Genomic DNA, 26220 nt, shown 5'->3' on the forward strand with positions numbered 1-26220 from the left:
CCATACTGTGCCCGACTACGGGGGGAGACCGGGCAGTTGAGCGGGAGACGTACGCCTGCCGCGGTGCGGGGGACCGGATATCACGGACTGGTGCTGGGCGCCGCGGGCCTTGCCGTGCTGCTTGCCGCCACCGTGCTGGCGGCGCTCGCGGCGCTCTCCGAAAAGGCTGTCGAGGGCGGGGTGCAGCGGCGGCTCGCCGGTGATCCCGAGGCCGTGGTCGATGTCTCGGGGGCGTACCCGTTGAGTGGCGTGGGGGAGCTGGACGGTCTCGTACGGGCCGCTGTCGACCGTGCCTTCGGTGGCGTACCGCATCACACCTGGTCCGCGTTACGGGTCCCGGCTGTCCGGTCCGCCGAGCTGAGCGTGACGGAGGCGGACGGCCGTCGGCGGGACGACGCCAGCCTGTCCGTGGTGGCTCTTCAGGAGACGCGGCGGCATGCCCGGCTGGTGGCGGGGCGCTGGCCGAGCGCGGCCGGCGGGGGAGGACTCGTCGAGACCGCGATCAGCGATGTGTTCGCGGTGGAGCTCGCGGTGCGGCCCGGCGACGAGCTGCGGGTGCAGCCGGACGGCGGGCCGCAGGTGCGGATGCGGGTGGCCGGGCTGTACCGGGCGGACGGCCGCAGCCCGGCCGTCTGGGCGAACCTGAGCACCACCACCTTCGGTACGTCCGACTCCGTGGCGCTGGTGGAGCGCGAGGCGCTGACGGCGGCGCCCGCTCTGGCCGGGGACGCGGGCGTGCTCTGGCTCGGCGTTCCGGCCACCGGCGGGCTGCGGCTCGGGGACATCGGGCCGTTGGAGCGGCGGGCCGGACGGTTCGGCGGCAGCGACGTGACGCTCTCCGTGTTCCGCGGTACGAAGCCCACGACAGAGCTTGTTGCCAAGTCCACCCTTGACGATGCGCTCGACGACCTGGCGGCCCCCATCGCCGTGGCCCGGGCCGGCCTCTACATCCCGGCGACCCTGCTCGCCGCCCTGGCCGCCGCGGCCCTCGTACTCACCGCGCGCCAGCTCGCCGAGCACCGCCGCCCCGAACTCGCGCTGCTGGCCTCGCGCGGGGCCGGAACCTCGCGGCTGGCCTTGGCGACGGCCGTGCAGTGGGCGGCCGTGGCCGTGCCCGCGGGGCTGGCCGCGCCGTTCCTCGCCGGTCCGCTGCTCCGGCTGCTCGACGGGGCCGGGCTGATCCCCGGCGACGTACCCGCGTCGGCGACGCTTACCGCGGGCTGGGCTGCCGCGCTGCTCGCCGTCGCGGTACATGGTGCCGCGCTGCTGCTGCCGACCGTGCGGACCGTACGGGACCGGCATGCGGTGCGGAGGCTGAGGCTGCGCCTGGGGCGGTTCGCGGGGGCGCAGCGGCTGGGCGCCGACCTGGGGCTCGCGGCTGTCGCCGTGCTCGGCTGGCTGCAGCTGCGGCAGTATCGTTCGCCGGTCACGGGCGGCGGCGTCGACCCCGTACTCGTCCTCGCGCCCGTCGCGATGACCACCGCCGCGGCGCTGCTCGTCCTGCGGGCGCTCCCAGTGCTCGCGCGGGTCACCGAGCCCCTCGCGCGGCGCGGCACCGGGCTCGTGCTGCCTCTCGGCGGCTGGCAGATCGCCCGGCGGGCCGCGCGGCACGCCGGGCCCGCGCTGCTGGTGACGCTCGCCCTGGCCGTCGCAGCGCTCAGCAGCACCGCGCTCGCGATCCTGGACCGCGGCGACCATGACCAGGCGGTTTTCCAGGTCGGTTCCGACCTGCGGATCGACCCCGACGGGCGGCTCGCGCCCGGCGAACGGCGCACGGCGTACACGGCACTGCCCGGCGCCCGGGCCGTCACCCCCGTCGTCGACACCGAGGGCTACCTCGGCCAGAGCTGGGTCACCGTCACCGGCATCGACACCACGCGCGGCCCCGCGCCCGCCCTGCGCCCCGACCTCAGCGACCGGCCGGTGTCCGAGCTCGTAGCCCCGCTCGGCCGGAACATCCCCGCGTACGGGTTGCCGCTCGACGGTTCTCCACGCGAACTCCCGCTGCGCGTCCGGCTGTTCGCCGACGGGCCAGGCACCCCTGTGCCCGTGCGGCTCACCGTGCACTTCGTGGACGCGGACGGTCTCGCCCACGCGAGCGAGGTCGCGCTGGAGGACACGGACGGCGCGGCTCGTACCGTACGGCTGAAGGTTCCGGCCCAGGGAGATGGCGTACGCATCGTTCAGCTCGGCCTGAGCATGACCGGCGAGAGCGTACGGCGCACCTACCGCCTCAGCGTCGACCGCGTGCCCGGGCTCACGCGGCCCGCCGCCTGGCACGACTTGCGCACCGACGCCCCGGACCAGTGGGTCGCCGGCTGTCCCGGGGCCACGCCTTCGAAGAAGACTGGGAGTGCTCCGGGGCCCGTACTGTGCTCCGACCGTCCGGCGCCCGGCACGCTCCTGAACGCGGTGCTGCGCGGGCCCGACACCGAGATCAAGTACCCGACGTGGAGCGTGCGGCTCGGCACGGACCGCGCCAAGGGACGTCCCGCCGCGCCCGCGCTCGCCGACCGGACGATGCTGGACACCGGTGTGGTCCGTGTCGGGGACACGGTCAGGTTGCAGCGGGTGGGCGGCGGCAGCGCCCGTATCAAAATCGTCGGGGAGATCGACGCCGTGCCGGGCGTCGAGCGCGACGGACCCCGGTTGCTCGCCGACTCCCGTGCCATGGCCGCTCAGTTCGTACTCGACGGTGCGCTGCCCGGCGCCGACACCGCCTGGTGGGTGGCCGCCGAACGGGGGGATGCGGGTGCCGCGTTGCGCGCCGTCCGGGCGGACCCCCGGCTCGGCACGGCTGTCGACGTGCCGGGGACCCGGGCCCGGCTGGCCGCGGACCCGCTGCGGCAGGGTGCCCGCGGGGCGCTCACTCTGTGCCTCGTCCTCGCGCCGGCCTTCGCCGTCGTCGGCTTCACCTTGCACACGGCACTCTCGGCGCGGGCCCGGGCCCGGGAGTTCGCACTGCTGCGGGCCCTGGGTGTACGTCGCCGCCAGCTCGCCGCGTACCTGTGGACCGAACAGTTGGCTCTGGCTGCCGTGGCGGCGGTACTCGGCACGGTGCTGGGCACCTTGCTGGCCGCGCTGATCATGCCGGTGGTCACGGTCGACGACACAGGTCGGCCGGTCTATCCCGGGCTGCTGACCGAGGTGCCGTGGGGGCGGGTGGTGCTCACGGCGGCGGCGACGACGTTGGTGATCTGCGGCGTTGTGACGGTGGCGGCGCGGTTCCTGGGGCGGGTTGATCTGGCGAGGGTGTTGCGGGCGGGGGAGGACCGGTGAGGCGCGTTGTGTGGCTGCCAGGCCCGGTCGGCTTGGGCCGGGGTGCGGACCGAACTGCCCCTGTTCGTCTGCCTCTTGGTGAGGGTGTTGCGGGCGGGGGAGGACCGATGAGGCGCGTTGCCTTGCCGCTGAGTCCCGTCGGCTTTCGTCGGGGTGTGGCCGGAACTGCCCCTGCTGGCCTGCCTCTTGGCGAGGTGCCGCACGCGGGGGAGTGCATATGAGGCGCCCGACACGGCCGGTCCGTTCCGTCTCCCTGCGCGAAGCGCGGGCCGAACTGCCCCTGCTGGTCTGCCTTGTGGTGCTCGTGGCGTTGCTCACCGGTGTCGCTGCCGCGGGACCGGGGCTGCTCGACCGGCTTGCCGGGCGGGCGCTCGTCTCGCGGCTGGAGCAGGAGCAACGGGCCGAGCCGGGGGTTCAGTTGAGCGCGCGGTTCGACCCGGCGGGGAATGCGGGGGAGGACAGCCCTGCGGATGATCTGGGTGACGATCTGGGTCCCGTCACGGATGTGATCGAGAGCGCGGCTCCCGACGGCCTCGACGGCGGCCTCGTGCATGACTCGACCCGTGTCGAGCTGCCGCTCGTCCGCACCGCCACGGGTGCTGGGGAGGTGGGACTGGGGCTGGTGTACGCCTCCGACGCGCCGGGCCGTGCCGCCTACGCCGAGGGACGGCCGCCCGACCCGGACAGCAAGGCCGTGGAGATCGCCGTCTCCACCCGCACGCGCGATGCGCTGAGGCTGCGGCTCGGGCAGCAACTCCCGGTCCAGCCCGGGGCGTTGAGGCACGTCAACGCCACCGCCGTTGTCGTCGGGTTCTTCACCCCGCATCGCGACCGCTTGTGGCGCGAGCAGCCCCAGCTGGTGCGGCCCTCGCAGCATCTCCCTCGCAGCATCTCCGGAATCGACTGGGAGGCCCGCGCCCTCGTCGCCCCGCGCACCGTCACCACCCTCCAGTCGCAGGCGGGCGCCCCGCTCACCGTCGACTGGGGCCTGCGCCTCGACCTCGACGCGGACACCGCCACACGGTTCGCCGACGAGCAAGGACAGGGCGAACTCCAGCGGCTGCTCGCGCGCTACCCGGACGAGGCACGGACCGTCTTCTGCGGCGACATCGCCGACTACGGCGGCAACTTCTGCCAGATCGGCTCGCATGCCGCCTCCACCCTGCAGAACAGCAGCCAACTTCCCGACGCGATCACGGAGTTCGGCACGCAGTGGCGGCAGGGCCGCACCGTGATCTCCTTCGCGATGGCGTCCCTGCTCGTCACCGGACTGCTCACCGCCGCCGTCACGGCGCTGCTCGCGGTACGCCGCCGCCTCGACGCCCACCGGCTGCAGATCGCCCGCGGCGCCTCCGCGACGGGCCTCGCACTGGCACGGGCGGCACAGACCGCGCCCGCCGTGCTGCTCGGGCTCGCGGCCGGACTCGCCGTCGCGCGGGCACTGCCGGGCCCTTCACCCTCGTACGACTACGGAGTGCTTGTCGCCGCGCTCGTCTGGCTGCTGCTCCCCGCGCTCACCTGGCACGCCCTGCGCGACCGCACCACCCGCACCCGGCATGAGCCGAGCCGGCATGCGGCGGGCCGCCGGATCGTCGCCGAGGCGCTGGTCCTGCTGCTCGCCGCGGCCGGGGTGTGGGCGCTGCGGACCCGCGGCACGGCGGGCGACGCCGGGCCCGACCCCCTGCTCGCCGCGGTGCCCGCGCTGCTGGGGCTCGCCACCGTCGCCGTACTGGTGCGCTGCTACCCGCTGCCGGTACGGCTGTTGGCGCGCTGGTCCGCGCGGCGGCGTGGCGTGGTGGCCCTGATCGCGCTCTCCCGGGCCGCGAAGGAGGCACCGGCCCGGGCGCTCGCGCTGCTCGTCCTGGTGGTGACGCTGGCAGGAGCGGTGTTCGGGGGGCTGGTGGCCGGGACCCTGACGGACGGGCGCCGCGAGGCCGCCGCCTGGCAGGTCGGCGCCGACGCCTCCTTCCGCGGCGCGGGCCGCAACCCCGACGTCGCCGAACGGCTGACCCGGGTGCGCGGAGTGCGCGACACCGTCAGCGTGCGGCAACTGCGCGTCGACCCGACGAGCGGGACCAGCGGCGAGCGGTACGGCATCGCGAGCCTCATCGGTCTCGACGGCGCGAAACTCCGGGCGGTGGCGCCCGGTTCGGCCGCGGGCCGTGCGCTCGACGACGCCGGACTCACCGCACCGGGACGCGGCCGGGACATCCGCGTCCTGGCCACCGGAGCACGCGCCGGCGACCTGCTCACCATCACCTCGCACGGCAGGAAGATCGGCCTGCGTGTCGTCGGTGCCCTCCCCGACGACGTACTCCGCGACCCGGCGATCGGCCCCGTCCGCGCTACGACAGCTACCCGCGACCAACTGCTCCTCGCCGACAACCGCGACCTGAAGGCCTTCGCAGGAAGCGACTTCGAGGAGAGCGCCCTCCTGCTGTACGGCCCACGGCTGGACGTGGCGGACCTGCGGGCCCTCGTGCCGCGCGCCGCCTCCGACACCGCCGTCGGCGAGCTGCGCATCCGCGCCGAGGAGGAGGCCGAGGCCGACGCGGACGGCATGGTCGACGTCCTGGCGGCCGCGCATACCGCGAGCACCGGGCTCGCCGTACTCCTCGCCCTGCTGGCCCTCGTACTCGAACTGATGCTGTCCGCCCCGGCCCGCGGTCGCACCGCCTCCTACCTGCGCACGCTGGGCCTGGGTCACCGTGCCACCTCGGCGCTGCACCTGCTCCAACTGCTGCCGATGGTGCTGGCTGCCGTGGCGGGCGGCACCGCGCTCGGCCTGACACTGCCCGCGCTGCTCGGACCCGCCCTGGAACTGCGGGAGTTCACGGGCGGACCCGCCGCCCCCACGCCACGCCCCGACCTGCTGCTGACCGCTGCCCTGGGCGTCGGCCTCGGCCTGCTGGTGATCGTCGCGGTGGCGGTGGAGACCTGGATCGGACGGCGCCGCGGACTCGGCGCCGTCCTGCGCCTCACGGAGGAACGTTGACCGAACCTCACGGGAACGACTTGCGCAAACTGGAGGAGCGGGCCCGTGACGCCCAGCGTCCGCGCGCGGAGGACGGGCTCGTCGTCTGCGACAACCTGGTCCGCGTCTACCGCACCGAAGAGGTCGAGGTGCAGGCGCTCCAGGGCCTCGACCTCGTCGTCGAGGAGGGCGAGTGCATGGCGCTCGTCGGCGCCTCCGGATCCGGGAAGTCGACGCTGCTGTCCATCCTCTCCGGGCTCGACCTGCCCACGGCGGGCCGGGCCAGGGTCGCCGGACACGATCTGCTCGCCATGGGGCGCCGCGAACGGCTCGGCTACCGCCGGCACACTGTCGGCTTCGTATGGCAGCAGACGGGACGCAACCTGCTGCCGTATCTGACCGCCCTGGAGAATGTCGCGCTGCCGATGAAGTACACGCGCGTGCCGCGCGGCAAACGGGCCGCGCGCGCAGCCGAACTCCTCGACGTACTCGGCGTCGCCCACTGCCGCCACCGGCGGCCCGCCGAACTCTCCGGCGGCGAACAGCAGCGCGTCGCCATCGCGGTCGCCACGGCCAACGCGCCACGTGTCGTACTCGCCGACGAACCCACGGGCGAGCTCGACACGGCGAGCGGCGAGGAGGTGTTCGCCACGCTGCGCCGCGCCAACGAGGAGTTCGGCGCCACCGTCCTCGTCGTCACCCACGACCCCCTCGTCTCCGGGCAGGTCCGCCGCACGGTCCGCATCCGCGACGGCCGCACGTCGACGGAGACACTCCGCACGCCCGACGGCGCGGACGCGGAGGAGTACACGGTCCTCGACCGCACGGGCCGTCTCCAACTGCCCCGCGACTACGTGGAACGCTACGGACTGCGCGGCCGGGTCCGCCTGACAGCGGAGCCGGACCATGTGGGCGTATGGCCGGACGAGAGCGACCGGCCCGGGCCTGCCGGTCTGCCTTAGCAGTGTTCTGTGGACACACGCTGTGTTGCCTCAGGTCGTGTTTCGAGCGGGTCGGCGACTGCTGCGCCGCCCAGGCGCTTGAGGCGTTCGCCACGCCGAAAATGCTCGACAAAGCGCCGTCGCGGCCGGCGCCGGACCGAACAGGGGACGGTCCGGCCCGTGAAGTCCAGGGCCGTCGTGCCGGACAACGGGCACAGGACCGGTCGGCCCTGACGGTGGCCACTAGGCCCCATGACAACGAGGGTGTTTCCGGGTGGGCTGGGAGGAGAGAGCAAGGCGTCTGGACGTAGGAGGCATGATGAGTGGTCTGGTGGTCGTGGGTGTGGACGGGTCGGCGTCGGGTCTCGCTGCGGTGGAGGCGGCGGCACGGGAGGCGCAGGCGCGTGGAGCGGGGCTGCGCGTGGTGTACGCGTTCATCTGGCCGACCATGCATGTGGCCTTGGGCCCGTCGTCGCTGGGGCCGCCCGAGGGCGGGCTCCAGAAGATGGCCGACCGTCTGGTGGCCGAGGCGGTCGAGCGTGCCCGGGCGACGGCGCCGGAGGTCGATGTCAGCCACGCGGTGGTGACCGGCGAGCCCTTGACGGTTCTGGAGTCACAGTCACGTGCGGCCGAGCTGGTGGTGGTGGGGTCCCGGGGCATGGGAGGGTTCGTTGGGGTGCTGGTCGGGTCGACGGCGATTTATCTGGCGGCGCACAGCCGGTGTCCGGTACTGGTGGTCCGCGAACAGCCGAGTGCGGACGGGCCGGTCGTGCTGGGCGTCGACGGCTCGGCCGCGGGAGAGGCGGCGGTGGAGTTCGCCTTCGCCGAGGCCGAGCTGCGGAAGGCACCGCTGGTGGCGCTGCACGCCTGGACCACATGGAACGCGCCGCTGCCCGCGCCGCAGGACGCGTCGGTTCCGTACGCCAACCCGCCGGGCGCTCTCGCCGCGGAGGAGGAGCGCTTGCTGTCCGAGGCGCTCGCCGGCCACCGGGCACGGTACCCGGGTGTGGTGGTGGAGCACAGGGTGGTGCACGGCAGGACGCGCGAGGCGTTGATCGAGGCGAGCCGGTCCGCGCAGCTGCTGGTGGTCGGTGCCCGGGGCCGCGGTGGTTTCGCCGGGCTGTTGCTCGGTTCGGTCAGTCAGGCCCTGCTGCACCACGCCCACTGTCCGGTCGCGGTGGTGCGGGCAGCGGACGCGCGGCACTGACCGCGTTCGGTGCGAGGCCCCCCGCCCTGTTCCGCGGTGCGGGCGGGCGGGGGGCCGCCGGCCGGGTGGGTGCGAAGCGGGTGAGGACGGGGCCGCAGACGGCGAGGAGCATCACGTAGGTGGTGACCAGCGCCGCGAGGCGGCCCTGCGCGGGGGCGGCCAGGCCGATGATGACGACGGAGAACTCGCCGCGGGCGATGAGCGCGGTTCCGGCCCGCAGCCCACCGCGGCGGCCCGCGCCGTCGCGGCGGGCCGCGTACCAGCCGGTGGCCAGCTTGGTGGCCCCCGTGACCACCGCCAGCGCCACGGCAGCGGGCAGCATCGGCAGCAGGTCGCCCGGATCGACGGAAATGCCGAGGGCCAGGAAGAACACGGCGGCGAAAAGGTCGCGCAGCGGGCTGAGCACGGTTCTGGCCCGGTCGGCGGCGGCTCCGGTCAGTGCGAGTCCGATCAGGAAGGCGCCGACGGCGGCGGAGACGTGGATGATCTCGGCCAGCGCAGCGACGATCAAGGTGATGCCGAGGACCCGGAGCAGTACCTGCTCGGGATCGGGGTGGGACAGGATCCGGCTCACATGGTGGCTCCAGCGCCAGGACACGGCGATGGCCGCGACGACGGCTGCCATGGCGGCCGCGACGGCCAGCAGCGCCTGCCACCAGGTGCCTCCGGAGGTGACGACGGCGAGCAGTGGCAGGTAGGCGGCCATCACAAAGTCCTCCACCACCAGCAAGGACAGCACCGCCGGGGTCTCCCGATTGCCCAGTCGGCGCAGGTCGCCGAGCAGGCGGGCGATGATGCCGGAGGAGGAGACGTAGGTGGCGCCGGCGAGCGCGAGGATGCCGCCCGCGTCCAGACCGAGCAACCAGCCGGCCACGGCGCCGGGGGCGGCGTTGAGGGCGAGATCGACGACGGCGGAAGCGCGGTGACGCCGGACGCTGACGGTGAACTCGCGGACGGTGAAGTCCAGGCCGAGGACGAGCAGCAGGAGGATCACACCGATGGAGGCGCCCGTGTCGACGAAGTCCCGGGCGGCGGGAACCGGGGCGATGCCGCCGTCGCCCAGTACCAGTCCCGCCACCAGGTACAGCGGCACCGGAGAGAGGGCGAAGCGCCGTGCGACCGTGCCGAGCAGGCTCAGCGCGGTCAGGATGACCCCCAGCTCCAGCAGCAGGGCGATGGGTGTGTGCACCGGTCAGCCCTGGACGATGCGCTGGACGCCGGCGATGCCCTCGCGGGTGCCGATCACCACCAGGACGTCACCGGCGCGCAGGGTCTGGCCGGGCCCGGGTGAGGCGATCACCTCCTCGCTGCGGACTACGGCCACGATCGACGCGCCGGTGCGGGTCCGGGCCCGGGTGTCGCCCAGGACGCGTCCGGCGAACGGGCTGCCAGGACCCACGGTGACCTGACCGGAGCTCAGGCCGGGCACCTCGCGAGTCAGGTCGGCGAACCGCTCCGCGATGCGCGGGGCGCCGAGAATCTCGGCGAGGGTGTCGGCCTCCTGATGGGTGAGCCGGACCACCGGCCGGGCCTCGTCGGGGTCGTCACCGGGATAGACCACCAGCTCGAAGTCGCCCGAGCGCTGGGCGATGACCCCGATCCGGTCGCCCTCGTGGTTGACGAACTCGTACCGCAGCCCCACGCCAGGCAGCAGCACCTCGTTGACGTCCATGTGGCTCTCCCCGCCAGTCATCAATTCGGGTCTCCCGCGCGGACCCGTGGTCGCGGCCCGCCGTGCCCATGTCTTCGGCAGGCGCCGCGGGGGGCTCAAGTTCCCGTACAGGGGGTGTACGACCCGCTCGGTCGTGGCCATTGTCCTGACCGCCCGGGAGGACCCGGCAGGGCCGAGTGGCCCTCGGGACGGCCTGATGGCCCCTAGGCGCAGCGGGTGGCTGCGCCGAGGCTGAGGAGCGGAAGAGCGGCGCGTCGGCGGCGTTCCGGGACGGGAGAAACCCAGTGACTGATCCGGTGATCGTAGGTGTGGACGGCTCCGCCTCCAGTCTTGAGGCGGTCGACGTCGCGGCTCGTGAGGCGCACCTGCGTGGCGCCCCACTGCGGATCGTGCACGCCTTCGGCCATGCCCCAGGACACCTGCCGACCGGCGGACCGCCGTGGAGCCCGGCCGACCACGGTCTGGAGCCGATGACACAGGGAGTCCTGGCCCGCGCCGAGGAACGGGCGTACGGGGTCGCGCCGGGCATGACCATCACCCGGTCGGTGGTGGCCGGGGAGGCGCTCCAGGTACTGGAGATCGAGTCCCGGTCGGCATCGCTGGCCGTGGTCGGCAGCCGGGGCCTGAGCGGCTTCTCGGGGCTGCTGCTGGGCTCGACGGCGGTGCATCTGGCCACGCACGGCCGCTGCCCGCTGATGGTGGTGCGCGGCCGTCCCGATCCGGCCGGTGCGGTGGTCCTGGCCGTGGACGGCTCCAAAGCCGGCGAGGCGGCGGTGGAGTTCGCGTTCGCCGAGGCGGCACTGCGCAAGGCCCCGCTGGTGGCCCTGCACGTGTGGAACACCTGGAGCGAGCGCGCCTACGAAAGTCCCGGCGACCCCCTGAACGCCATGGTGGCGGACGTCGACCAGCTCCGTGAGGCCGAGCAGCACCTGCTGGACGAGACGGTCACCGCCTGGCAGAAGGTCTTTCCCCAGGTCGCGGTGGAGCGCCGCCTGGTGCGTTCCCGGATTCGTCCGGCCCTGATCGACGCGAGTCGGGGGGCCCAGCTGGTGGTGGCCGGCGCCCGGGGACGCGGCGGTTTCACCGGCCTGCTGCTCGGCTCCGTAAGCCAGGCCCTGCTGCACCACGCACACTGCCCCGTCACCGTCGTCCGCGGCAAGGGGTGACCGTGCCTCAGCAGACCATGGCCGGGAACCACCCCCTGCCGGTACAGACGCCCCCGCAGCCGGATGCCTACCGGCGCGACGCCGCCGAGGTGGCGGACTTGCTCGCCGTGGTCCCGGCCACGGGCCTGGCCACGGCGGACGCCGAGCGGCGGGCCGCCGCCTGGGGAGCCAACGAACTGGCCGAACCGGCCCGCAGGCCGCAGTGGCTGCGCCTGCTGGACCAGTTCCGCAGCTGGCTGATCGGCATCCTGCTCGCCGCCGCCGTCATCGCCGGAATCATCGGCGAGATCAAGGAACGCCCTCGTCATCGCCGTCGTCCTGCTCATCAACGCCACCATCGGCTACCTGCAGGAACGCCGTGCCGAGCGCAGCCTGGAAGCTCTGCGCCAGATGCTGGTCCCCACCGCGCGCGTGCGCCGCGACGGTCAGGTGAGGGCGATCCCGGCCAGCACCCTGGTGCCCGGCGATCTCGTCCTCCTGGAAGCCGGCGACCGTGTCCCGGCCGACGGGCGCCTGGCCGTCGCCGAGTCGGTCGAGGCCGCCGAGGCCGCGCTGACCGGCGAGTCCCACCCCGTGGCCAAGACGACCGCGCCCGCCGCGGCCGACGGCGACGACCCGGTACCCGTCGCCGACCGCTACCGACACCGCGACAGCCGCCACCATGGCCTTCAGCACGTTCGTCCTCTTCCAGCTCTGCAACGCCCTGGCCGCGCGCAACGAGGACGGCCCCGTCCCAGGACGCCACCAACTGCACAACCGCACCCTCTGGATCTGCCTGGCCGCCGTCCTGGCTCTCCAGGTCGTCGCCGTACAGGTGCCCGTAGCCCAGGGAGTGTTCGACACCGTCTCCCTCAGCCCGGCCCAGTGGGCGATCTGCCTCGCCACCGCCTCGACCGTGCTGCTGACCGAGCATGTCTGGCGGGCCGCACAGGCACGGTTCAGCCACCCGGCCGACGTGAAGCACGAGAACTGACCCTGTGAGACTCCACAACTTCGCCGGCTGGCGAGGCTCAAGAAGGTGACCGGAGGCGACCCGGCCGACGGGATGCGGGCCCGGCTCCCGTTCATCCGCGGCAACGGATGGCTGCGCTGAACACCACCGGTGCGGCGGGCCCGCCGCACCGGTCCGCGATGGGGCCGGGCGGACCGTGCCCGGGACCAGTGGCCCCTGCCCCGGAAACCCGCTGAACGAGACGCTGAAGCCGCATCACCCGACACAAGAGGAGGACACCATGGCCCGCACGATCACCGTAGGACTCGACGGCTCTGCCGAGAGCCTGGCCGCCGCTGAGTGGGCGGCCCGTGAGGCGAAGCTGCGCGACCTTCCGGTCAAGCTGGTCCACGTGTGGCAGCCGGTGCCGGAGCGCATGGCCCAGGCATCGCTCCTCGGAGCCGAGACCCACCAGCACTGGACCGAGCGGATTCCCCGCGAGGCCGCCGAGGGCCTGAGACTGCGTCACCCCGGAGTCGAGGTGAGCACCGAGCAACGTGCCGGCCGGCGCTCCGACGTACTCGCGGAAGCCGCCCGTGATGCGGAACTGCTGGTCATCGGCTCCCGGGCGCTGAGCGGGCTCGGCGGCTTCCTGGTCGGTTCCGTCGGTCAGGGCGTGGTCGCCCGGACCGAGGTGCCCGTGGTCCTCGTGCGCGCCGGTGAACAGTCTGACGACGAACACGCCATGGATCCCGCCGGCGTCCCGTCCGGCGCCACCGCGTTCCGGCCCGTCGTCCTCGGCCTCCCCGCAGGCAGCTCCGACGAGGCGGTGATCGCCTTCGCCTTTGAGGAGGCACGGCTCCGCGACACCGAGTTGCACGTCCTCCAGGGCTGGAACCAGTCGCCCTATTCCGTCTACACCATGGGATCCGGATTCGAGCCCCACGAGGAGTTCGCCCGCGAGAGGGCTGCCGTACTCACTGAGGCGTTGGGTGCCTGGAGGCAGAAGTACCCGGACGTCGAGGTCGTCGAGGTGTCCCGCCCCGGCAGCGCCGCCGACCTCCTGATCGACGCCTCTCGTGACGCCTCCCTGGTTGTCGTCGGCCGGCGCGTGCGCCGCAACCCCGTCGGCGCCCACATCGGTGCCGTCACCCACGCGGTGCTGCACCACGCCACCGCACCCGTCGCCGTCGTCGCCCACGACTGACGCTCTTCATGCCCCGGGCTGGGCATCGCTGCCAGGAGATCCTGCACCGAGCGCGGCGTCCGACGGCGTCCCGGCCCGGTAGTTCCAGGGCCGGCGGCAGCTTCGAGGGCGGTGGCTTGAAGGCCGGTGGCAACAAAGACGGTCCCGCCCGTACGCGACGTACACGGGCGGGACCGTTCCGGGCTGCTGCGCATGGCCGCGAGCCCTACTGCTCGCTGCGGCCTATCAGGTCGTAGCCGGCCTCGTCCACGGCCTCGGCGACCGCGTCGTATGCCAGGCGGTCGCCGCTGGACACCGTTACCCGGCCGGTTTCCAGGTCGACCTCCACGCCCGTGACGCCGTCGAGCGCGCCGACCTCGGACGAGACGGCCTTGACGCAGTGGTCGCACGTCATGCCCTTGACCTCGTAAATGTCCTGCACCATGACTCTGCTCCTCTCGCTGCCTGCCCGGCTCTTGGCTTCCTGCTTCTTCCTGACGCCTCCATCATACCCCTAGGGGGTATAGGTGTTGTCAAGGGCTTGAACGGCCTGTCTCCCCGTCACGTACTAAGGCACCAGCAGGTGCCGCAGTCGGTCGATGCGGAGGTATCGATGGGAATCCTGGCCTTGACCTGGTCCATCGCGGTGCTCGCCGTGCTGGTCGCCGCGTTCAGCTCGGTCCGGATGGCGACCACGAGAGGCGGGGCCCGGTTCGCGGCAGGCGGCGATCTGCTGATGAGCGTGTGCATGGCCGTCATGTCCTTGCCGGCGACGGTGGGTTGGTACGCGGAGTACGGCGTCGGGTGGGCGGTTGCGTTCGCGCTGCTCGGGCTCGGCGGGGTCGCGCTGGCCGTGAAGCACACGCGTGAGGGTGGGTGGAGGCGCGGTCGGCACTGGGTGCATCTGATCGTCGGCAGCGCGGGCATGGTGATCATGACGCTTGCCATGACGAGTACGTCCTCCGGGCCGGTGCTCGCTCTGGGCGGCTCCCATATGGCGCACATGCCGGGGATGGAGCACATGGCGGCAGGCGCCGAGCCGGCGGCGCACTCGCACACGGAAGCCATGAACGGTCACGGTCACGGGAGCGGCCAGGGGCTCGGGCAGGGGCACGGGACGGAGTCGTCCGAACTGGCCGCTGCCGCCGGAGCGTCCACGTCCTCGGGAGCTGCTGTCTGGCGTCTCGTGGTCGTGGCGCTCGCGGTCTACTTCCTGTTGTCGATCGCCGCGTCCGTGTGGGCGCAGGTCCGGGATGCGAACCGGAGCCACCGCCTCGCGGAGGGCCGCGAAGGCGGCCGGCGCCGCAGCTGGAGCCGTTGGCTGCTCGCCATGCCGGACACGGTCGTCGTGTTCCTGGCCTCGCTGACGTTCGCCGTCCGGGACAGGGCCCGGACGGCGAAACGCGGCCCTCACGGCCACCGCCGCCGCCCCGGCGCCGCACCCGAGGCCGCGCTGGCCGCCCATATCGGTATGGGCGGCACCATGGCGGCGATGCTTCTGCTGATGGCGGTTTAGGGCGGGCCTGTCTGTTTCAGTTCGCCGCCTGGAACCCCCGCAGCCGCAGGCTGTTGCCGACCACGAAGACCGAGGAGAAGGCCATTGCCGCTCCCGCGATCATCGGGTTGAGCAGACCGGCTGCCGCGAGGGGGAGGGCGGCGATGTTGTAGGCGAAGGCCCAGAACAGGTTGGACCTGATGGTGCGGAGGGTGCGGCGCGAGAGGCGGATCGCGTCTGCCGCGGCGCGCAGATCGCCCCGTACGAGAGTCAGGTCGCCGGCCTCGATCGCCGCGTCCGTGCCCGTACCCATGGCCAGACCCAGGTCCGCCTGTGCCAGCGCCGCCGCGTCGTTGACGCCGTCGCCGACCATCGCGACCGAACGGCCTTCCGCCTGGAGCCGCTTGACCACGTCCACCTTGTCCTGGGGGAGGACCTCGGCGATGACCTCGTCGATACCGACCTCGGCGGCGACCGACCGTGCGACCGCCTCGTTGTCTCCGGTCAGCAGGATCGGGGCCAGGCCGAGCGCCCGCAGCCGGGTGATCGCCTCGGGGCTGGTCTCCTTGACTGCGTCGGCCACCTCGAGAACCGCACGGGCCTCGCCGTCCCAGGCGACCGCGATCGCCGTACGTCCGGCCGCCTCGGCTTCTGCCTTGGCGCGCTCCAGGTTCACGGGCAGCCGGATCTCCCACTCGCCGAGCAGCTTCTCCCGGCCGACCAGAACCGCGTGACCCTCGACGATGCCCTGGACGCCGAGACCCGCGACGTTCGCGAAGTCCTCCGGGGTGGGCAGCTTGCCGACCTTCTGCGCGGCGCCCGCGGCCACGGCCTTCGCGATCGGGTGCTCCGAGGAGTGCTCCAACGCACCGGCCAGGCGCAGTACTTCGTCCTCGGTGGTGCCGTCGGCGGTGTGCACGGCCAGCAGGGTCATCCGGCCGGTGGTCACCGTGCCGGTCTTGTCGAGGACGATCGTGTCGACCTTGCGCGTGTTCTCCAGCACCTCGGGGCCCTTGATCAGGATGCCGAGCTGTGCGCCGCGCCCGGTGCCGACCATCAGCGCGGTCGGAGTCGCGAGCCCCAGGGCGCACGGGCAGGCGATGATCAGGACGGCGACCGCGGCGGTGAAGGCGGCGGTCAGCCCGGAACCGTTGCCGAGCCAGAAGCCGAGGGTGGCAAGGGCGAGGCCGATCACGACCGGTACGAAGACCGCGGAGATCCTGTCGGCGAGCCGCTGGGCGGCGGCCTTGCCGTTCTGCGCGTCCTCCACCAGCTTGGCCATACGGGCGAGTTGGGTGTCGGAGCCGACGCGGCTGGCCTCGACGACGAGCCGTCCGCCCACGTTGAGCGTGGCACCGGTGACGCCGTCGCCGACCGCGACCTCGACCGGCACCGACTCGCCGGTCAGCATGGAGGCGTCCACGGCGGAGGAGCCCTGGACGACGACGCCGTCAGTGGCGATCTTCTCGCCGGGGCGCACCAGGAAGCGGTCGCCGACCTTCAACTCGGCCGTGGGTACGGTCAGTTCGCGACCGTCGGCACGCAGGACCGTCACCTCCTTCGCACCGAGTTCCAGCAGCGCCTTGAGTGCCGCGCCCGCCTTCCGCTTGGACCGGGCCTCGAAGTAGCGGCCCGCGAGGATGAAGGCGGTGACCCCGGCGGCCGCTTCGAGGTAGATGTTCCCGGCGCCGTCGCTGCGGGCGATGGTCAGCTCGAAGGGGTGTGTCATGCCGGGAGTGCCGGCCGTGCCGAAGAACAGGGCCCACACCGACCACAGGAACGCGGCCGACGTACCGACCGAGATCAGCGTGTCCATGGTGGCCGCACCGTGCCGGGCGTTGGTCCAGGCGGCGCGGTGGAAGGGCCATGCGGCATACGTGACGACGGGCGCGGCCAGTGTCAGGGACAGCCACTGCCAGTACTCGAACTGGAGGGCCGGGATCATCGCCATCGCGACGACCGGCACGGCGAGGGTGACGGCGGTGATCAGGCGCTCGCGGAGCGGCCGCAGCTCGTCGTGGGCAGCGGAATCGGGCCTGTCCTCGCTACCGGTTGCCGGCTCTGAGCGTACGGGCGCGGGCTCGTGGGCGGTGTAACCGGTGGCCTCGACCGTGGAGATCAGGTCCTGGACGGAGACGTCCTCGTCCCGGTACGTGACCTTGGCCTTCTCGGTGGCGTAGTTGACGGTCGCCTCGACGCCGTCCATGCGGTTGAGCTTCTTCTCGATCCGGGCCGCGCACGAGGCGCAGGTCATGCCGCCGATGGCGAGTTCGACCTCGACCTCGGCGGCGCCGGGTGTGGTGGTGGCCATGTGCGCTCCTCGCAGCGTGATAGGCGGAGATATCGGCAATACCCCTCGGGGGTATGAACTGCGTCTCCATGTATACCCCCCTCCCGTATTCAAATCAAGGGCCGATTCGACTTGACTGTGTACCCCCTGGGGGTATGTTGGACAGCGTTGGTCGCCCCCGAGCGGCGACCCTTGAGAAGGGATCACGCCATGCACACCGCACTGAAGCTCACAACCTTCGCCGCTGCGCTCGCCGCGACCTTCGGCACGGCCTACGGAGTGGGCAACGTCATCGACCCCGTGGTGTCCGACGACCAGACCACCGAGGCCGCGCAGCACGGCGGCCACGCGACGGGCAAGGAGAAGGAGGGAGGCGGAGGCGCTGAGGCGGCCGGCGGGCACGCGGCGGAACCGCCCGGCGGGCTGCAGACCTCCGAGGGCGGCTACACGCTCGACCTGAAGACCTCGCGCATCGAGGCCGGCGCGGCCACCGAGCTGAGCTTCGCCATCGTCAAGGACAGCACCGGACGGAACGTGACCGCGTACCAGCGCGAGCACGAGAAGGAACTGCACCTCATCGTCGCCTCACGCGACCTCACGGTCTATCGCCACCTCCACCCCACCCGTGCCGCCGACGGCACCTGGTCGACCCCGGTCGATCTGCCGAAGGCGGGCGGCTACCGCGTCTTCGCCGACTTCAAGCCCAAGGGTGCTGCGGAGGGTCTGACCCTCGGCTCCGACCTCGCCGTGGCGGGCCCGTACAAGCCGGCCGAACTTCCCAAGGCCGCCCCCACCGCGATCGTCGACGGCTACAAGGTCACCCTCAACGGCGAGCTCCGCCCCGGCACGGGCAGCGAACTGAAGCTGAACGTCACCAAGGACGGCAAGCCCGTGCGCAACCTCCAGCCCTACCTCGGCGCATACGGCCACCTGGTCGCCCTCCGCTCAGGAGACCTCGCCTACCTCCACGTCCACCCCAACGGCGAGCCCGGCGACGGCGAAACGGAGTCCGGCCCGGAGGTGTCCTTCACGGCGACGGCCCCCAGTAAGGGCGCGTACCGCCTCTTCCTCGACTTCAAGCACGAGGGCAAGGTCCGTACGGCGGCCTTCACGGTCAACGCGGGCGGCACACCGGCAGCGGCGGAACGGACGACGGCGGAGCCGACCGCGGAGGAGCACGGTTCGGACGGCCACGGGCACTGAAAGTGGTGGGCGGTGCTGCGCCGGACGGTGACCGAGTCGAACTGGCAACCTGTCCACTTACGACGCCGAGTACGTGGCCCTGGCTGAAAGCTTCGGGGTGCCGTTGGTCACCAGTGACGCCAGGATGGGGAAGAGCGGCGCGTCGCGCTGTGAGATCTCGACCTTCGACGCATCTCCCTGCTGGGCGGCGTCACAGCAGGTCAAAGCCGCGATGAACCAGTCGCCTTGCCCGACGTGGCGAGTACGGGAAGCGGAGAGGACACGGTGGAGTAGTGCTCGGCGCGGGCGGGCTCGCGCGTCTCGCGAGGCGTCGGCCTGCCCTCGCGGTTCCTCCACAGCCAGCCGATGTCGCGGCCGAACGACCACACCAGCGAGCCCAGTGCCAGGACGACCGTTGCGAGGGTCGCGGCGTACGGGAGGATTTGCGCTCCCGCGAGCAGCAGGGCCACGCCCTGGAGCGCCGCCACCGTCTTGCGGCCTGTGCTCGGGGGGAGGGCGGCGTTCAGCCAGGGGAGGAAGCGGGCCGCGGCGACGAAGGCGTAGCGCATGGCGCCGATCAGGAGGACCCAGGGGCCGAGCTGCGTGGAGACGTACACGCTCAGAACCAGGATCAGGAAGGCGTCGACCTCCATGTCGAAGCGGGCACCCAGCGCGGTCGAGGAACCGGTGCGGCGGGCGACCTTGCCGTCGACCGCGTCGAGGATCAGGGCGACCGCGGTCAGGGCGACCAGGAGGGTGACCGGCGGCGGGCTCTGGAAGGAGTCCGCGACCAGGGCCGTGACGCCGCCGACGAGCGTGGCGCGGCCCAGGGTGACCCGGTTCGCGGGGCCGAAGGAGCGGGGGCGCGTGCGGTGCAGTGCGCGGGCGAGCACGGCCCAGGTGGCGAACGCGAACACCAGGCCCGTCAACCAGCCCACCGGCCCCATGCCGATCGCCGTGCCGATCACGGCCAGCAAGAGCAGTTGCACACCCGCTCCCACCGCCGTCTCCTGCTGCAAGAGCCTCGCGTCGTACGTGTTGTTCAGGGCCACCGCACATCCTCCGGCCAGATGACAAAGTCGATCACTGCCGCTTACGTTGTCCGCGGCTTCGCAACGGTCGGTACGTGCACGGTCGCCGGATCGTTCAGCCGGACTCAGCAGGTTCACAGCTCGGGCACGACTGAGCGGCACGACTTTTCAGGAGGATGACATGCCGATGGACCGCGCCGCGCGCGCATTCTGGCTGGAATCTCCGGGGCAGGGCGGGATACGGAACGTCGACCTCCCGAGCCCCGTCGAGGGCGAGGTTCTGGTGCGCACGCTGTTCTCCGGAGTCAGCCGGGGAACCGAGACCCTCGTTTTCCGCGGTGGCGTGCCGGAGAGCCAGTACGGCGCGATGCGGGCGCCGTTCCAGGAGGGCGATTTCCCGGGGCCGGTCAAGTACGGGTATCTCAATGTGGGCCTGGTGGAGGAGGGGCCGGCGTCGCTCGTCGGGCGGACCGTCTTCTGTCTCTATCCGCATCAGACCCGGTACGTCGTCCCGGCCGCGGCCGTGACCCCCGTACCCGAGTCGGTGCCCGCTTCGCGTGCCGTCCTCGCCGGGACCGTGGAGACCGCGGTGAACGCCCTGTGGGACGCCGCACCGCTCGTCGGTGACCGGATCGCGGTGGTCGGCGCCGGGATGATCGGCGCGAGTGTCGCCGCCCTCCTCGCCCGGTACCCCGCCGTCCGCGTCCAGCTCGTCGACGCCAACCCGGCACGCGCCGAACTCGCCCAGGCGCTCGGCGTCGACTTCGCGCTCCCGGCGGACGCCGCCGGGGACTGCGACCTGGTCGTGCACGCCAGCGCCACCGAGGCGGGGCTCACCCGCTCTCTGGAACTCCTCGCCCCGGAGGGGACTGTCCTCGAGCTGAGCTGGTACGGCGACCGGCGGGTCAGCCTGCCGCTGGGCGAGGCCTTCCACTCCCGCCGCCTGGTCGTCCGCAGCAGCCAGGTGGGCACCGTCTCCCCGGCCAGAAGCGGCCGCCGTACGTACGCCGACCGGCTCGCCCTCTCGCTCGAACTGCTCGCCGACCCCGCCCTGGACGCGCTGATCACCGGCTCGTGCGCCTTCGAGGAACTGCCGGAGGCGATGGCCGCGCTCGCCGCAGGCGAGACGCAGGCGCTGTGCCACCTGGTTCAGTACGACACTGAAGGGGCATGACCGGCCCGGATCGGTTCGGGACTACGCCCGGTGACCGGTCCACCGAACGACGCGTCCGAGCCACGCGTCCCAAACGAAAACCCGCCGAAACTTCCTCCCGTACCGCCTGAACACGGAGAACGGACCTGCCGTACTACACGGCACGCCCGGCAGAGGGATCAGACGCGCCGCACCTGGAGGGTCGTCCGTTGTTCAGCATCACCGTCCGCGATCACCTCATGATCGCCCACAGCTTCCGCGGGGAGGTCTTCGGACCCGCGCAGCGCCTGCACGGGGCGACGTTCCTCGTGGACGCCACCTTCCGGCGCGCAGAGCTGGACGACGACAACATCGTCGTCGACATCGGACTGGCCACTCAGGAACTGGGCGGGGTGGTGAGCGAGATGAACTACCGCAACCTCGACAACGAGCCCGACTTCGCCAACACGAACACCTCCACGGAGTTCCTGGCCAAGGTCATCGCCGACCGCCTCGCGGAGCGGGTGCACAAGGGAGCGCTGGGCGAGGGCGCCCGCGGACTGTCCGGCATCACGGTCACTCTGCACGAGTCGCACATCGCCTGGGCGAGTTATGAGCGTGGGTTGTGAACAAGTACGCGGACATCATCCCCATGTCTCTTCGCGCCATGCACTTCGTGATGCCCGGCGGAGTGGACGACCCGAGGACGCCCAGCGGCGGCAACACCTACGACGCCCGGGTGTGCCTCGATCTCCCCGCCTTCGGCTGGCAGGTCCACAAGCACGCGATCGACGGCAGCTGGCCCCGGCCCGGAGCCGCCGCCCGCGCGGAGCTGGCCCGCACCCTCGGTGAGATGGCGGACGGCAGCCGCGTACTCCTCGACGGACTCGTCGCCTGCGCCGCCCCCGAGATCATCGCCGCCGAGACCGAGCGGCTGCGCCTGGTCGTCCTCGTTCATCTGCCGCTCGGCGACGAGACGGGGCTCGACCCCGGCGTGGCGGCGGAACTGGACGCCCGCGAGCGCCGCACGCTGCGTTCCGTGCCCGCGATCGTGGCCACCAGCGAGTGGGCGGCCCGCAGGCTGGTCGCCCACCACGGGCTGGCCCCCGACCGGGTCCATGTCGCCGCGCCCGGCGCCGACATCGCGCCCCTGGCCGCCGGCACCGACGGCGTCTCGCGGCTGCTGTGCGTCGCCTCGGTCACCCCGCGCAAGGCGCAGCACCGCCTCGTCGAGGCACTCGCCACCCTCACCGAACTGAACTGGAGCTGCGTCTGCGTCGGCGGCCTGGGCCAGGACCCCGGCTATGTCGCCGAACTGAGGGAGCTCATCGACCACCACGGCCTCGGCGACCGGCTGCAACTCGTCGGCCCGCAGGCCGGAGCCGAACTCGACGCGAGCTACGCCTCCGCGGACCTCATGGTGCTCACCTCGTACGCGGAGACGTACGGCATGGCCGTCACCGAAGCGCTGGCCCGGGGCATCCCCGTCCTGGCCACGGACGTCGGCGGGCTCCCCGAGGCGGTCGGGCGCGCTCCCGACGGCGGGATGCCCGGCATCCTCGTACCGCCGGACAACTCGGTGGCGCTCGCGGCGGAACTGCGCGGCTGGTTCCTCGACGCAGATGTACGACGCCGGCTGAGGGCCGCCGCACGCGGACGCAGGGCCGCACTGGACGGCTGGGCCGCGACGGCCCGGAGTCTGGCCGGTGTGCTGGGGCGACTTGGACGAGACGAAAGGAAGGGGGCAGCGTGAGTACGAGCATGACGCCACCCGGGCGCGCGACGACGAAGGTTCCGGCGTACGAGGTGGGAACGATCCGGCTGGGTGACCGCAGGCGCGGCGCCGACACGGAGGCCGACGACGACGTGACGCGGTACGCCCCCGAGTGGCTTCAGCTGCGCGAGCCCGCCGACGCCGCCGCGCGGGCGGTCGAGCTCCTCGATCCCCTGCGGATCCGGCTCGCGAACCTGCCGCAGCGCCGGTCCAACGGCCTGGTGATCCACGACCTCGGCTGCGGCACCGGCTCCATGGGCCGCTGGCTCGCCCCGCGACTCGACGGCCCCCAGCACTGGGTCCTGAACGACCACGACCCCTATCTGCTGCACTTCGCCGCCGTCGGCTCGCCCCGCACGGCCGCCGACGGCAGCCGCGTCACCGTCGAGACGCAACGCGGCGATGTCTCCCGGCTGACCGCGGACGCGCTGGCCGGTGCCTCGCTGGTGACCGCCTCCGCCCTGCTCGACGTACTCACCGCCGAGCAGATCGAGGCGCTCGCCGAGGCCTGCGCCGGAGCCGGCTGCCCCGCCCTGCTGACGCTGTCGGTGGTGGGGCGCGTCGAACTCACGCCCGCCCACCCGCTGGACGACGAGATCGCCGAGGCGTTCAACGCCCACCAGCGCCGCGGCGACCTGCTCGGACCCGACGCGGTCACCACCGCCTGCGACGCCTTCGCCCGGCACGGCGCGACGGTACGGGTGCACCCCAGCGCCTGGCGGCTCGGACCCGACGAGTCCCCGCTGATGGCGGAGTGGCTGCGCGGCTGGGTCGGCGCGGCCGTCGAGGAGCGCCCCGAACTCGCCGAGCGTGCGGGCGCCTATCTGCGGGAGCGTCTCGCGGCGTGCGAGGCGGGGGAGTTGAACGTCGTGGTGCACCACAGCGATCTTCTCGCCCTCGCCCGTCCGACGGGAGGAGCGGCATGAGTGCGCAGGCGGTGGCAGCCGACGCGCAGCCACGCGCCGTCCGGGCCGAGCCCACGCCGAGGCCGGTCCTGGACGGCGGTGACGAGCAGGTGACACGGGGCGCACGGGCGGCCCGGACACCGAGGCCGGTCCCGGACGCGCGCCGCACCCTTCGCACGCTCTGGTCCCGTATCGACTCCCGCGCCCTGCGCACCCACTTCGGCACTTTCGCGGGCATCGCCATTCTCGGCGTACTCGTGTGGCGGACGGGCACCGGCGTCTTCGTGGACGGACTGCGCCGGGTCGACGGCCCCACGGTGCTGGCGGCCCTCGGGATCGGCGTGGTCACCACGGTGTTCAGCGCCTGGCGCTGGTGCCTGGTGGCCCGGGGCCTGAAGATCCGGCTGCCGCTGGGTCCTGCCGTCGCGGACTACTACCGCTCCCTGTTCCTGAACGCGGCGCTGCCCGGCGGCGTACTCGGCGATGTGCACCGCGCCGTACGGCACGGACAGAGCGCCGGTGACCTCGGCAGGGGCGTACGCGCCGTGGTCCTCGAACGTGTCGCGGGCCAGGTGGCGCTCATGGCCGCCGGCGGGGTCATCCTGCTGACGCTGCCCTCGCCGGTCCAGACCCAGACCCAGCACCTCGTCGAGGCGTCCGCCGTCGCGCTGGCGCTCGCCGCGGTGATCGCGGCCGTGGTCGCGGTCCGGCTGAAGGGCTCGTCGCCCTCGACGCGACGCATGCCCCGCCTGCGCAACGCGCTCGCCGAGGCGCGTGAAGGGCTGGTGGCCCGCCACACCTGGCCAGGTGTCGTCGTCTCGTCGGCCGTGGTGCTGGCGGGCCACCTCGTGATGTTCGTACTCGCCGCCAGGGTCGCGGGATCCGACGCGTCCCCAGTCGTGTTGCTGCCCCTGGCGGTGCTCGCCCTGCTCGCGATGGGACTGCCGCTGAACGTGGGCGGGTGGGGCCCTCGCGAGGGCGCCACCGCCTGGGCCTTCGGCGCCGCCGGACTCGGCGCGAGCACCGGCTTTTCGGTCGCCGTCGTCTACGGCGTGCTCAGCCTCGTGGCGAGCCTGCCCGGCATCGGCGTACTCGTCGCCCGGTGGGCCGTAGGGCCTGTGTCGAGAGTGGCGCCTGCCGGCCGACGCCTGGCACGCGCCCCCATCCTCGAACCGGCTTCGCACGGCTCGGATGGGGGGACCCCCTTCGCCGCACCGGGCGAAAGCCCAAGTACGTCCAGTACGAGGGCTTCCACCCGGCACGCCGAGAGCACGCACCAGACGCCGCCCGGCCCGCCCTGCGGGCGGACGACGCCACTCTCGACACAGGCCCTAGGCCTGCGGCGCCCCCAGCCCGCGTACGAGAAGGGCGTGCCGCAGCGCCACAACGGCCATGTCCCGCGCTCACCACCGGCGGACGCGGCCGACGGTCAGGGCCGGCTGCTCTCCGCGCCGTCCTGTCCGGCCCCCTTCTGTACGGCGTCCTCGGCGCCCGGAGCGGAATTCGCCGCTTCCGGCCTGAGGATCGAGAAATACGAACCGAAGCAGTCCACCAGGCCCGCCAGCAGCTCCTTGCCTTTTTCGGCGGTAGCCAGCGAAGGACGGCCGATGACACCGGACTCCGTGTAAGCGGACATATCGAGGGTGAGAAGATGCCGCCGGTCGTCGGCGAGGAAGTCGGAGGACTCATAACCGGGACGCACCATATCCGGATGAGCGTGCAGCAGGATGGACGTCTCCAATTCCCCCGCATGCATATCGCTGAGCAGCGAGGTCCGCACATCGGCCCGGACCCGCGCCTCCTCCCAGTCCTCCGGTGCCGGGAACAGCGCCATGCGCGTGCCGCTGCCCGCGGATTCCTGCACCACATTGCCCAGCACGTAGTTCCCGCCATGTCCGTTGACCAGTACCAGGGCGTCGATGCCCGAGCGACGAAGCGAGTCGGCTATGTCCCGTACCACCGCGTGGAGTGTCACCGCGGAAATACTGACCGTCCCAGGCCAGGCGGCATGTTCGTGCGAGCAGGCGATGGTCAGCGGAGGGAGGAGATGCACCGGGTACGCGGCGGCGACCTCACGGGCGATGGTGCAGGCGATGACGGTGTCAGTGGCCAGCGGTAGAAAGGGCCCGTGCTGTTCGAAGCTGCCGATGGGAAGGACGGCGACGCCGGGCCGACGCGCCCTCACGTCCTCCGTGGTGTCCAGCGGCAACAAGCCGGGGGTGGTCAGCTGTGTTCCCGAACCGGTCATGGTGTTAAGGCCTTTCGTTCCGTAGGCACCGACGAGAGCAGGCTAACGCGGCAACGGCAGATTGGATGCAGGAGAAAATGAAGGAAAGCAAAGGCGTGCTCGGTCGAAGTGCCAGCCCCAAGGCAGATGTTCAGTCGGGTGTCCAGCGTGTGGTGGATCTCCAACTGCACACCGTGTACGGAGATTTCTACGCCGTCGGCTATTTGGACCTCGAACGCGGGGATGAACAAGTGGCCCTCATATACGGCGATATCGACGGAACGGAGGACACGCTCACCCGACTGCATTCGGAGTGCCTCACCGGAGACGCCTTCGGGTCCACGCACTGCGAGTGCGGCGACCAGCTCTCGACCGCCCTGCGCACCATTGTGGCGGAGGGCCGCGGCATCCTCCTCTACCTTCGCGGCCACGAGGGCAGAGGAATCGGGCTTCTCGCCAAACTGCAGGCCATGAAGCTCCAGTCGGAGGGCCTGGACACGGTCGAGGCGAACCTCGCCCTCGGTCTCCCGGTGGACGCCCGTGACTACGGCGTCGCCGCGGACATGCTGCACGACCTCGGCGTGCCCTCCGTACGGCTGCTCTCCAACAACCCGCGCAAGAGCGAGGCCCTGCGGCACCACGGCATCGAAGTCGCCGAGCACGTCCCGCTGTTGATACCGCCGCGCGAGCACAACATCAGCTATCTGCGCACGAAGCGGGAGCGCATGGACCACCACCTGCCGCATCTGGACACGGTGATCCACTGGTCCTGAACCGGCCCTGAACTGGTCCTGACTGGTGCGGCGGCCCGGATCCGGATAGGAACAA

The 26220-nt window shown here is 72.3% G+C and carries 20 protein-coding genes and 3 pseudogenes; 17 read left to right on the top strand and 6 right to left on the bottom strand.

The window, feature by feature from the left end:
- Window positions 1–36: 36 nt before the first annotated feature.
- The 4 genes from ACGFNK_RS20990 (at window position 37) to ACGFNK_RS21005 (ending at window position 8401) form a co-directional block, all read left to right on the top strand.
- Complete coding sequence (locus ACGFNK_RS20990) at window positions 37–3279, top strand: FtsX-like permease family protein (RefSeq protein WP_393417942.1); 3243 nt, start codon at window positions 37–39, stop codon at window positions 3277–3279.
- Window positions 3280–3496: 217 nt separating this feature from the next.
- On the top strand, window positions 3497–6274 hold the full coding sequence (locus tag ACGFNK_RS20995; RefSeq protein ID WP_393417944.1) for a hypothetical protein: 2778 nt from the start codon (window positions 3497–3499) through the stop codon (window positions 6272–6274).
- Window positions 6271–7215 carry an ABC transporter ATP-binding protein gene (locus ACGFNK_RS21000; RefSeq protein WP_393417946.1) on the top strand — a complete coding sequence of 315 codons (945 nt, stop codon included), beginning with the start codon at window positions 6271–6273 and terminating at the stop codon, window positions 7213–7215. Before ACGFNK_RS20995 ends, ACGFNK_RS21000 begins: the two co-directional genes overlap by 4 nt.
- 298 nt (window positions 7216–7513) lie before the next feature.
- Window positions 7514–8401 (top strand): universal stress protein, encoded by an 888-nt coding sequence (locus ACGFNK_RS21005; RefSeq protein ID WP_393417948.1) that lies wholly within the window; start codon window positions 7514–7516, stop codon window positions 8399–8401.
- Here the strand turns inward: ACGFNK_RS21005 and ACGFNK_RS21010 are convergent.
- Both ACGFNK_RS21010 and ACGFNK_RS21015 read right to left on the bottom strand, forming a co-directional pair.
- The gene (locus ACGFNK_RS21010) at window positions 8331–9590 is read right to left on the bottom strand and encodes a cation:proton antiporter (protein WP_393417950.1); all 1260 of its coding nucleotides are present in this window, start codon (window positions 9588–9590) and stop codon (window positions 8331–8333) included. The two genes, ACGFNK_RS21005 and ACGFNK_RS21010, sit on opposite strands and share 71 nt — an antisense overlap.
- 3 nt (window positions 9591–9593) lie before the next feature.
- Window positions 9594–10073, bottom strand: coding sequence for a cation:proton antiporter regulatory subunit (locus tag ACGFNK_RS21015; protein WP_393417952.1), 480 nt, complete (start codon window positions 10071–10073; stop codon window positions 9594–9596).
- A 284-nt stretch (window positions 10074–10357) separates the two neighbouring features.
- On the opposite strand from ACGFNK_RS21015, the gene ACGFNK_RS21020 reads away from it, so the two are divergent.
- From ACGFNK_RS21020 to ACGFNK_RS21040, 5 genes and pseudogenes are all read left to right on the top strand, one after another.
- Entirely contained in the window at window positions 10358–11239 is an 882-nt protein-coding gene (locus tag ACGFNK_RS21020; protein ID WP_393417954.1) for a universal stress protein, read from the top strand.
- A 17-nt stretch (window positions 11240–11256) separates the two neighbouring features.
- A pseudogene (locus ACGFNK_RS21025) lies at window positions 11257–11451 on the top strand (cation-transporting P-type ATPase); the annotation flags it as partial.
- Window positions 11452–11629: 178 nt separating this feature from the next.
- A pseudogene (locus ACGFNK_RS21030) lies at window positions 11630–11767 on the top strand (hypothetical protein); the annotation flags it as partial.
- 133 nt (window positions 11768–11900) lie between these two features.
- A complete protein-coding gene (locus tag ACGFNK_RS21035; protein WP_393417956.1) occupies window positions 11901–12212 on the top strand; it encodes a cation transporting ATPase C-terminal domain-containing protein in 312 nt (103 codons plus the stop codon).
- Window positions 12213–12471: 259 nt separating this feature from the next.
- Entirely contained in the window at window positions 12472–13377 is a 906-nt protein-coding gene (locus ACGFNK_RS21040) for a universal stress protein (protein WP_393417958.1), read from the top strand.
- A 205-nt stretch (window positions 13378–13582) separates the two neighbouring features.
- Here ACGFNK_RS21040 and ACGFNK_RS21045 read toward each other — a convergent pair whose 3' ends face one another.
- Window positions 13583–13801 (bottom strand): heavy-metal-associated domain-containing protein, encoded by a 219-nt coding sequence (locus ACGFNK_RS21045; protein ID WP_393417960.1) that lies wholly within the window; start codon window positions 13799–13801, stop codon window positions 13583–13585.
- Window positions 13802–13969: 168 nt separating this feature from the next.
- Here ACGFNK_RS21045 and ACGFNK_RS21050 point away from each other — a divergent pair, with 168 nt between their 5' ends.
- Window positions 13970–14872 carry a DUF5134 domain-containing protein gene (locus ACGFNK_RS21050; protein WP_393417962.1) on the top strand — a complete coding sequence of 301 codons (903 nt, stop codon included), beginning with the start codon at window positions 13970–13972 and terminating at the stop codon, window positions 14870–14872.
- Window positions 14873–14888: 16 nt separating this feature from the next.
- Here ACGFNK_RS21050 and ACGFNK_RS21055 read toward each other — a convergent pair whose 3' ends face one another.
- Window positions 14889–17162 carry a heavy metal translocating P-type ATPase gene (locus tag ACGFNK_RS21055; RefSeq protein WP_393417964.1) on the bottom strand — a complete coding sequence of 758 codons (2274 nt, stop codon included), beginning with the start codon at window positions 17160–17162 and terminating at the stop codon, window positions 14889–14891.
- Window positions 17163–17351: 189 nt separating this feature from the next.
- Between ACGFNK_RS21055 and ACGFNK_RS21060 the strand changes: the two genes are divergently transcribed.
- Entirely contained in the window at window positions 17352–18344 is a 993-nt protein-coding gene (locus ACGFNK_RS21060) for a hypothetical protein (protein ID WP_393417966.1), read from the top strand.
- A gap of 200 nt (window positions 18345–18544) precedes the next feature.
- Here the strand turns inward: ACGFNK_RS21060 and ACGFNK_RS21065 are convergent, their stop codons facing one another.
- Window positions 18545–19375: a CDP-alcohol phosphatidyltransferase family protein gene (locus ACGFNK_RS21065; protein WP_386341636.1), complete on the bottom strand. Its 831-nt coding sequence runs from the start codon at window positions 19373–19375 to the stop codon at window positions 18545–18547.
- 166 nt (window positions 19376–19541) lie between these two features.
- Between ACGFNK_RS21065 and ACGFNK_RS21070 the strand changes: the two genes are divergently transcribed.
- The 5 genes and pseudogenes from ACGFNK_RS21070 to ACGFNK_RS21090 form a co-directional block, all read left to right on the top strand.
- Window positions 19542–20528, top strand: coding sequence for a zinc-binding alcohol dehydrogenase (locus tag ACGFNK_RS21070; RefSeq protein ID WP_393418250.1), 987 nt, complete (start codon window positions 19542–19544; stop codon window positions 20526–20528).
- A 188-nt stretch (window positions 20529–20716) separates the two neighbouring features.
- On the top strand, window positions 20717–21115 hold the full coding sequence (locus ACGFNK_RS21075; protein WP_386341638.1) for a 6-pyruvoyl tetrahydropterin synthase family protein: 399 nt from the start codon (window positions 20717–20719) through the stop codon (window positions 21113–21115).
- 23 nt (window positions 21116–21138) lie between these two features.
- Window positions 21139–22239 (top strand): glycosyltransferase family 4 protein, encoded by a 1101-nt coding sequence (locus tag ACGFNK_RS21080; protein ID WP_393417968.1) that lies wholly within the window; start codon window positions 21139–21141, stop codon window positions 22237–22239.
- An 8-nt stretch (window positions 22240–22247) separates the two neighbouring features.
- Window positions 22248–23186 carry a class I SAM-dependent methyltransferase gene (locus tag ACGFNK_RS21085; RefSeq protein ID WP_393418252.1) on the top strand — a complete coding sequence of 313 codons (939 nt, stop codon included), beginning with the start codon at window positions 22248–22250 and terminating at the stop codon, window positions 23184–23186.
- Window positions 23183–24187: pseudogene (locus ACGFNK_RS21090) on the top strand (lysylphosphatidylglycerol synthase transmembrane domain-containing protein); the annotation flags it as partial. The gene ACGFNK_RS21085 and the pseudogene ACGFNK_RS21090, both read left to right, overlap by 4 nt.
- Before the next feature lie 407 nt (window positions 24188–24594).
- On the opposite strand, the gene ACGFNK_RS21095 reads toward ACGFNK_RS21090, so the two are convergent.
- Window positions 24595–25413: a creatininase family protein gene (locus tag ACGFNK_RS21095; protein WP_393417970.1), complete on the bottom strand. Its 819-nt coding sequence runs from the start codon at window positions 25411–25413 to the stop codon at window positions 24595–24597.
- 77 nt (window positions 25414–25490) lie between these two features.
- Here ACGFNK_RS21095 and ribA point away from each other — a divergent pair, with 77 nt between their 5' ends.
- Window positions 25491–26165 (top strand): GTP cyclohydrolase II, encoded by a 675-nt coding sequence (gene ribA, locus ACGFNK_RS21100; RefSeq protein WP_386341642.1) that lies wholly within the window; start codon window positions 25491–25493, stop codon window positions 26163–26165.
- Window positions 26166–26220 lie beyond the last annotated feature (55 nt).

This window comes from Streptomyces sp. NPDC048825, assembly GCF_043198355.1.
Taxonomy (GTDB): domain Bacteria; phylum Actinomycetota; class Actinomycetes; order Streptomycetales; family Streptomycetaceae; genus Streptomyces; species Streptomyces xiangluensis.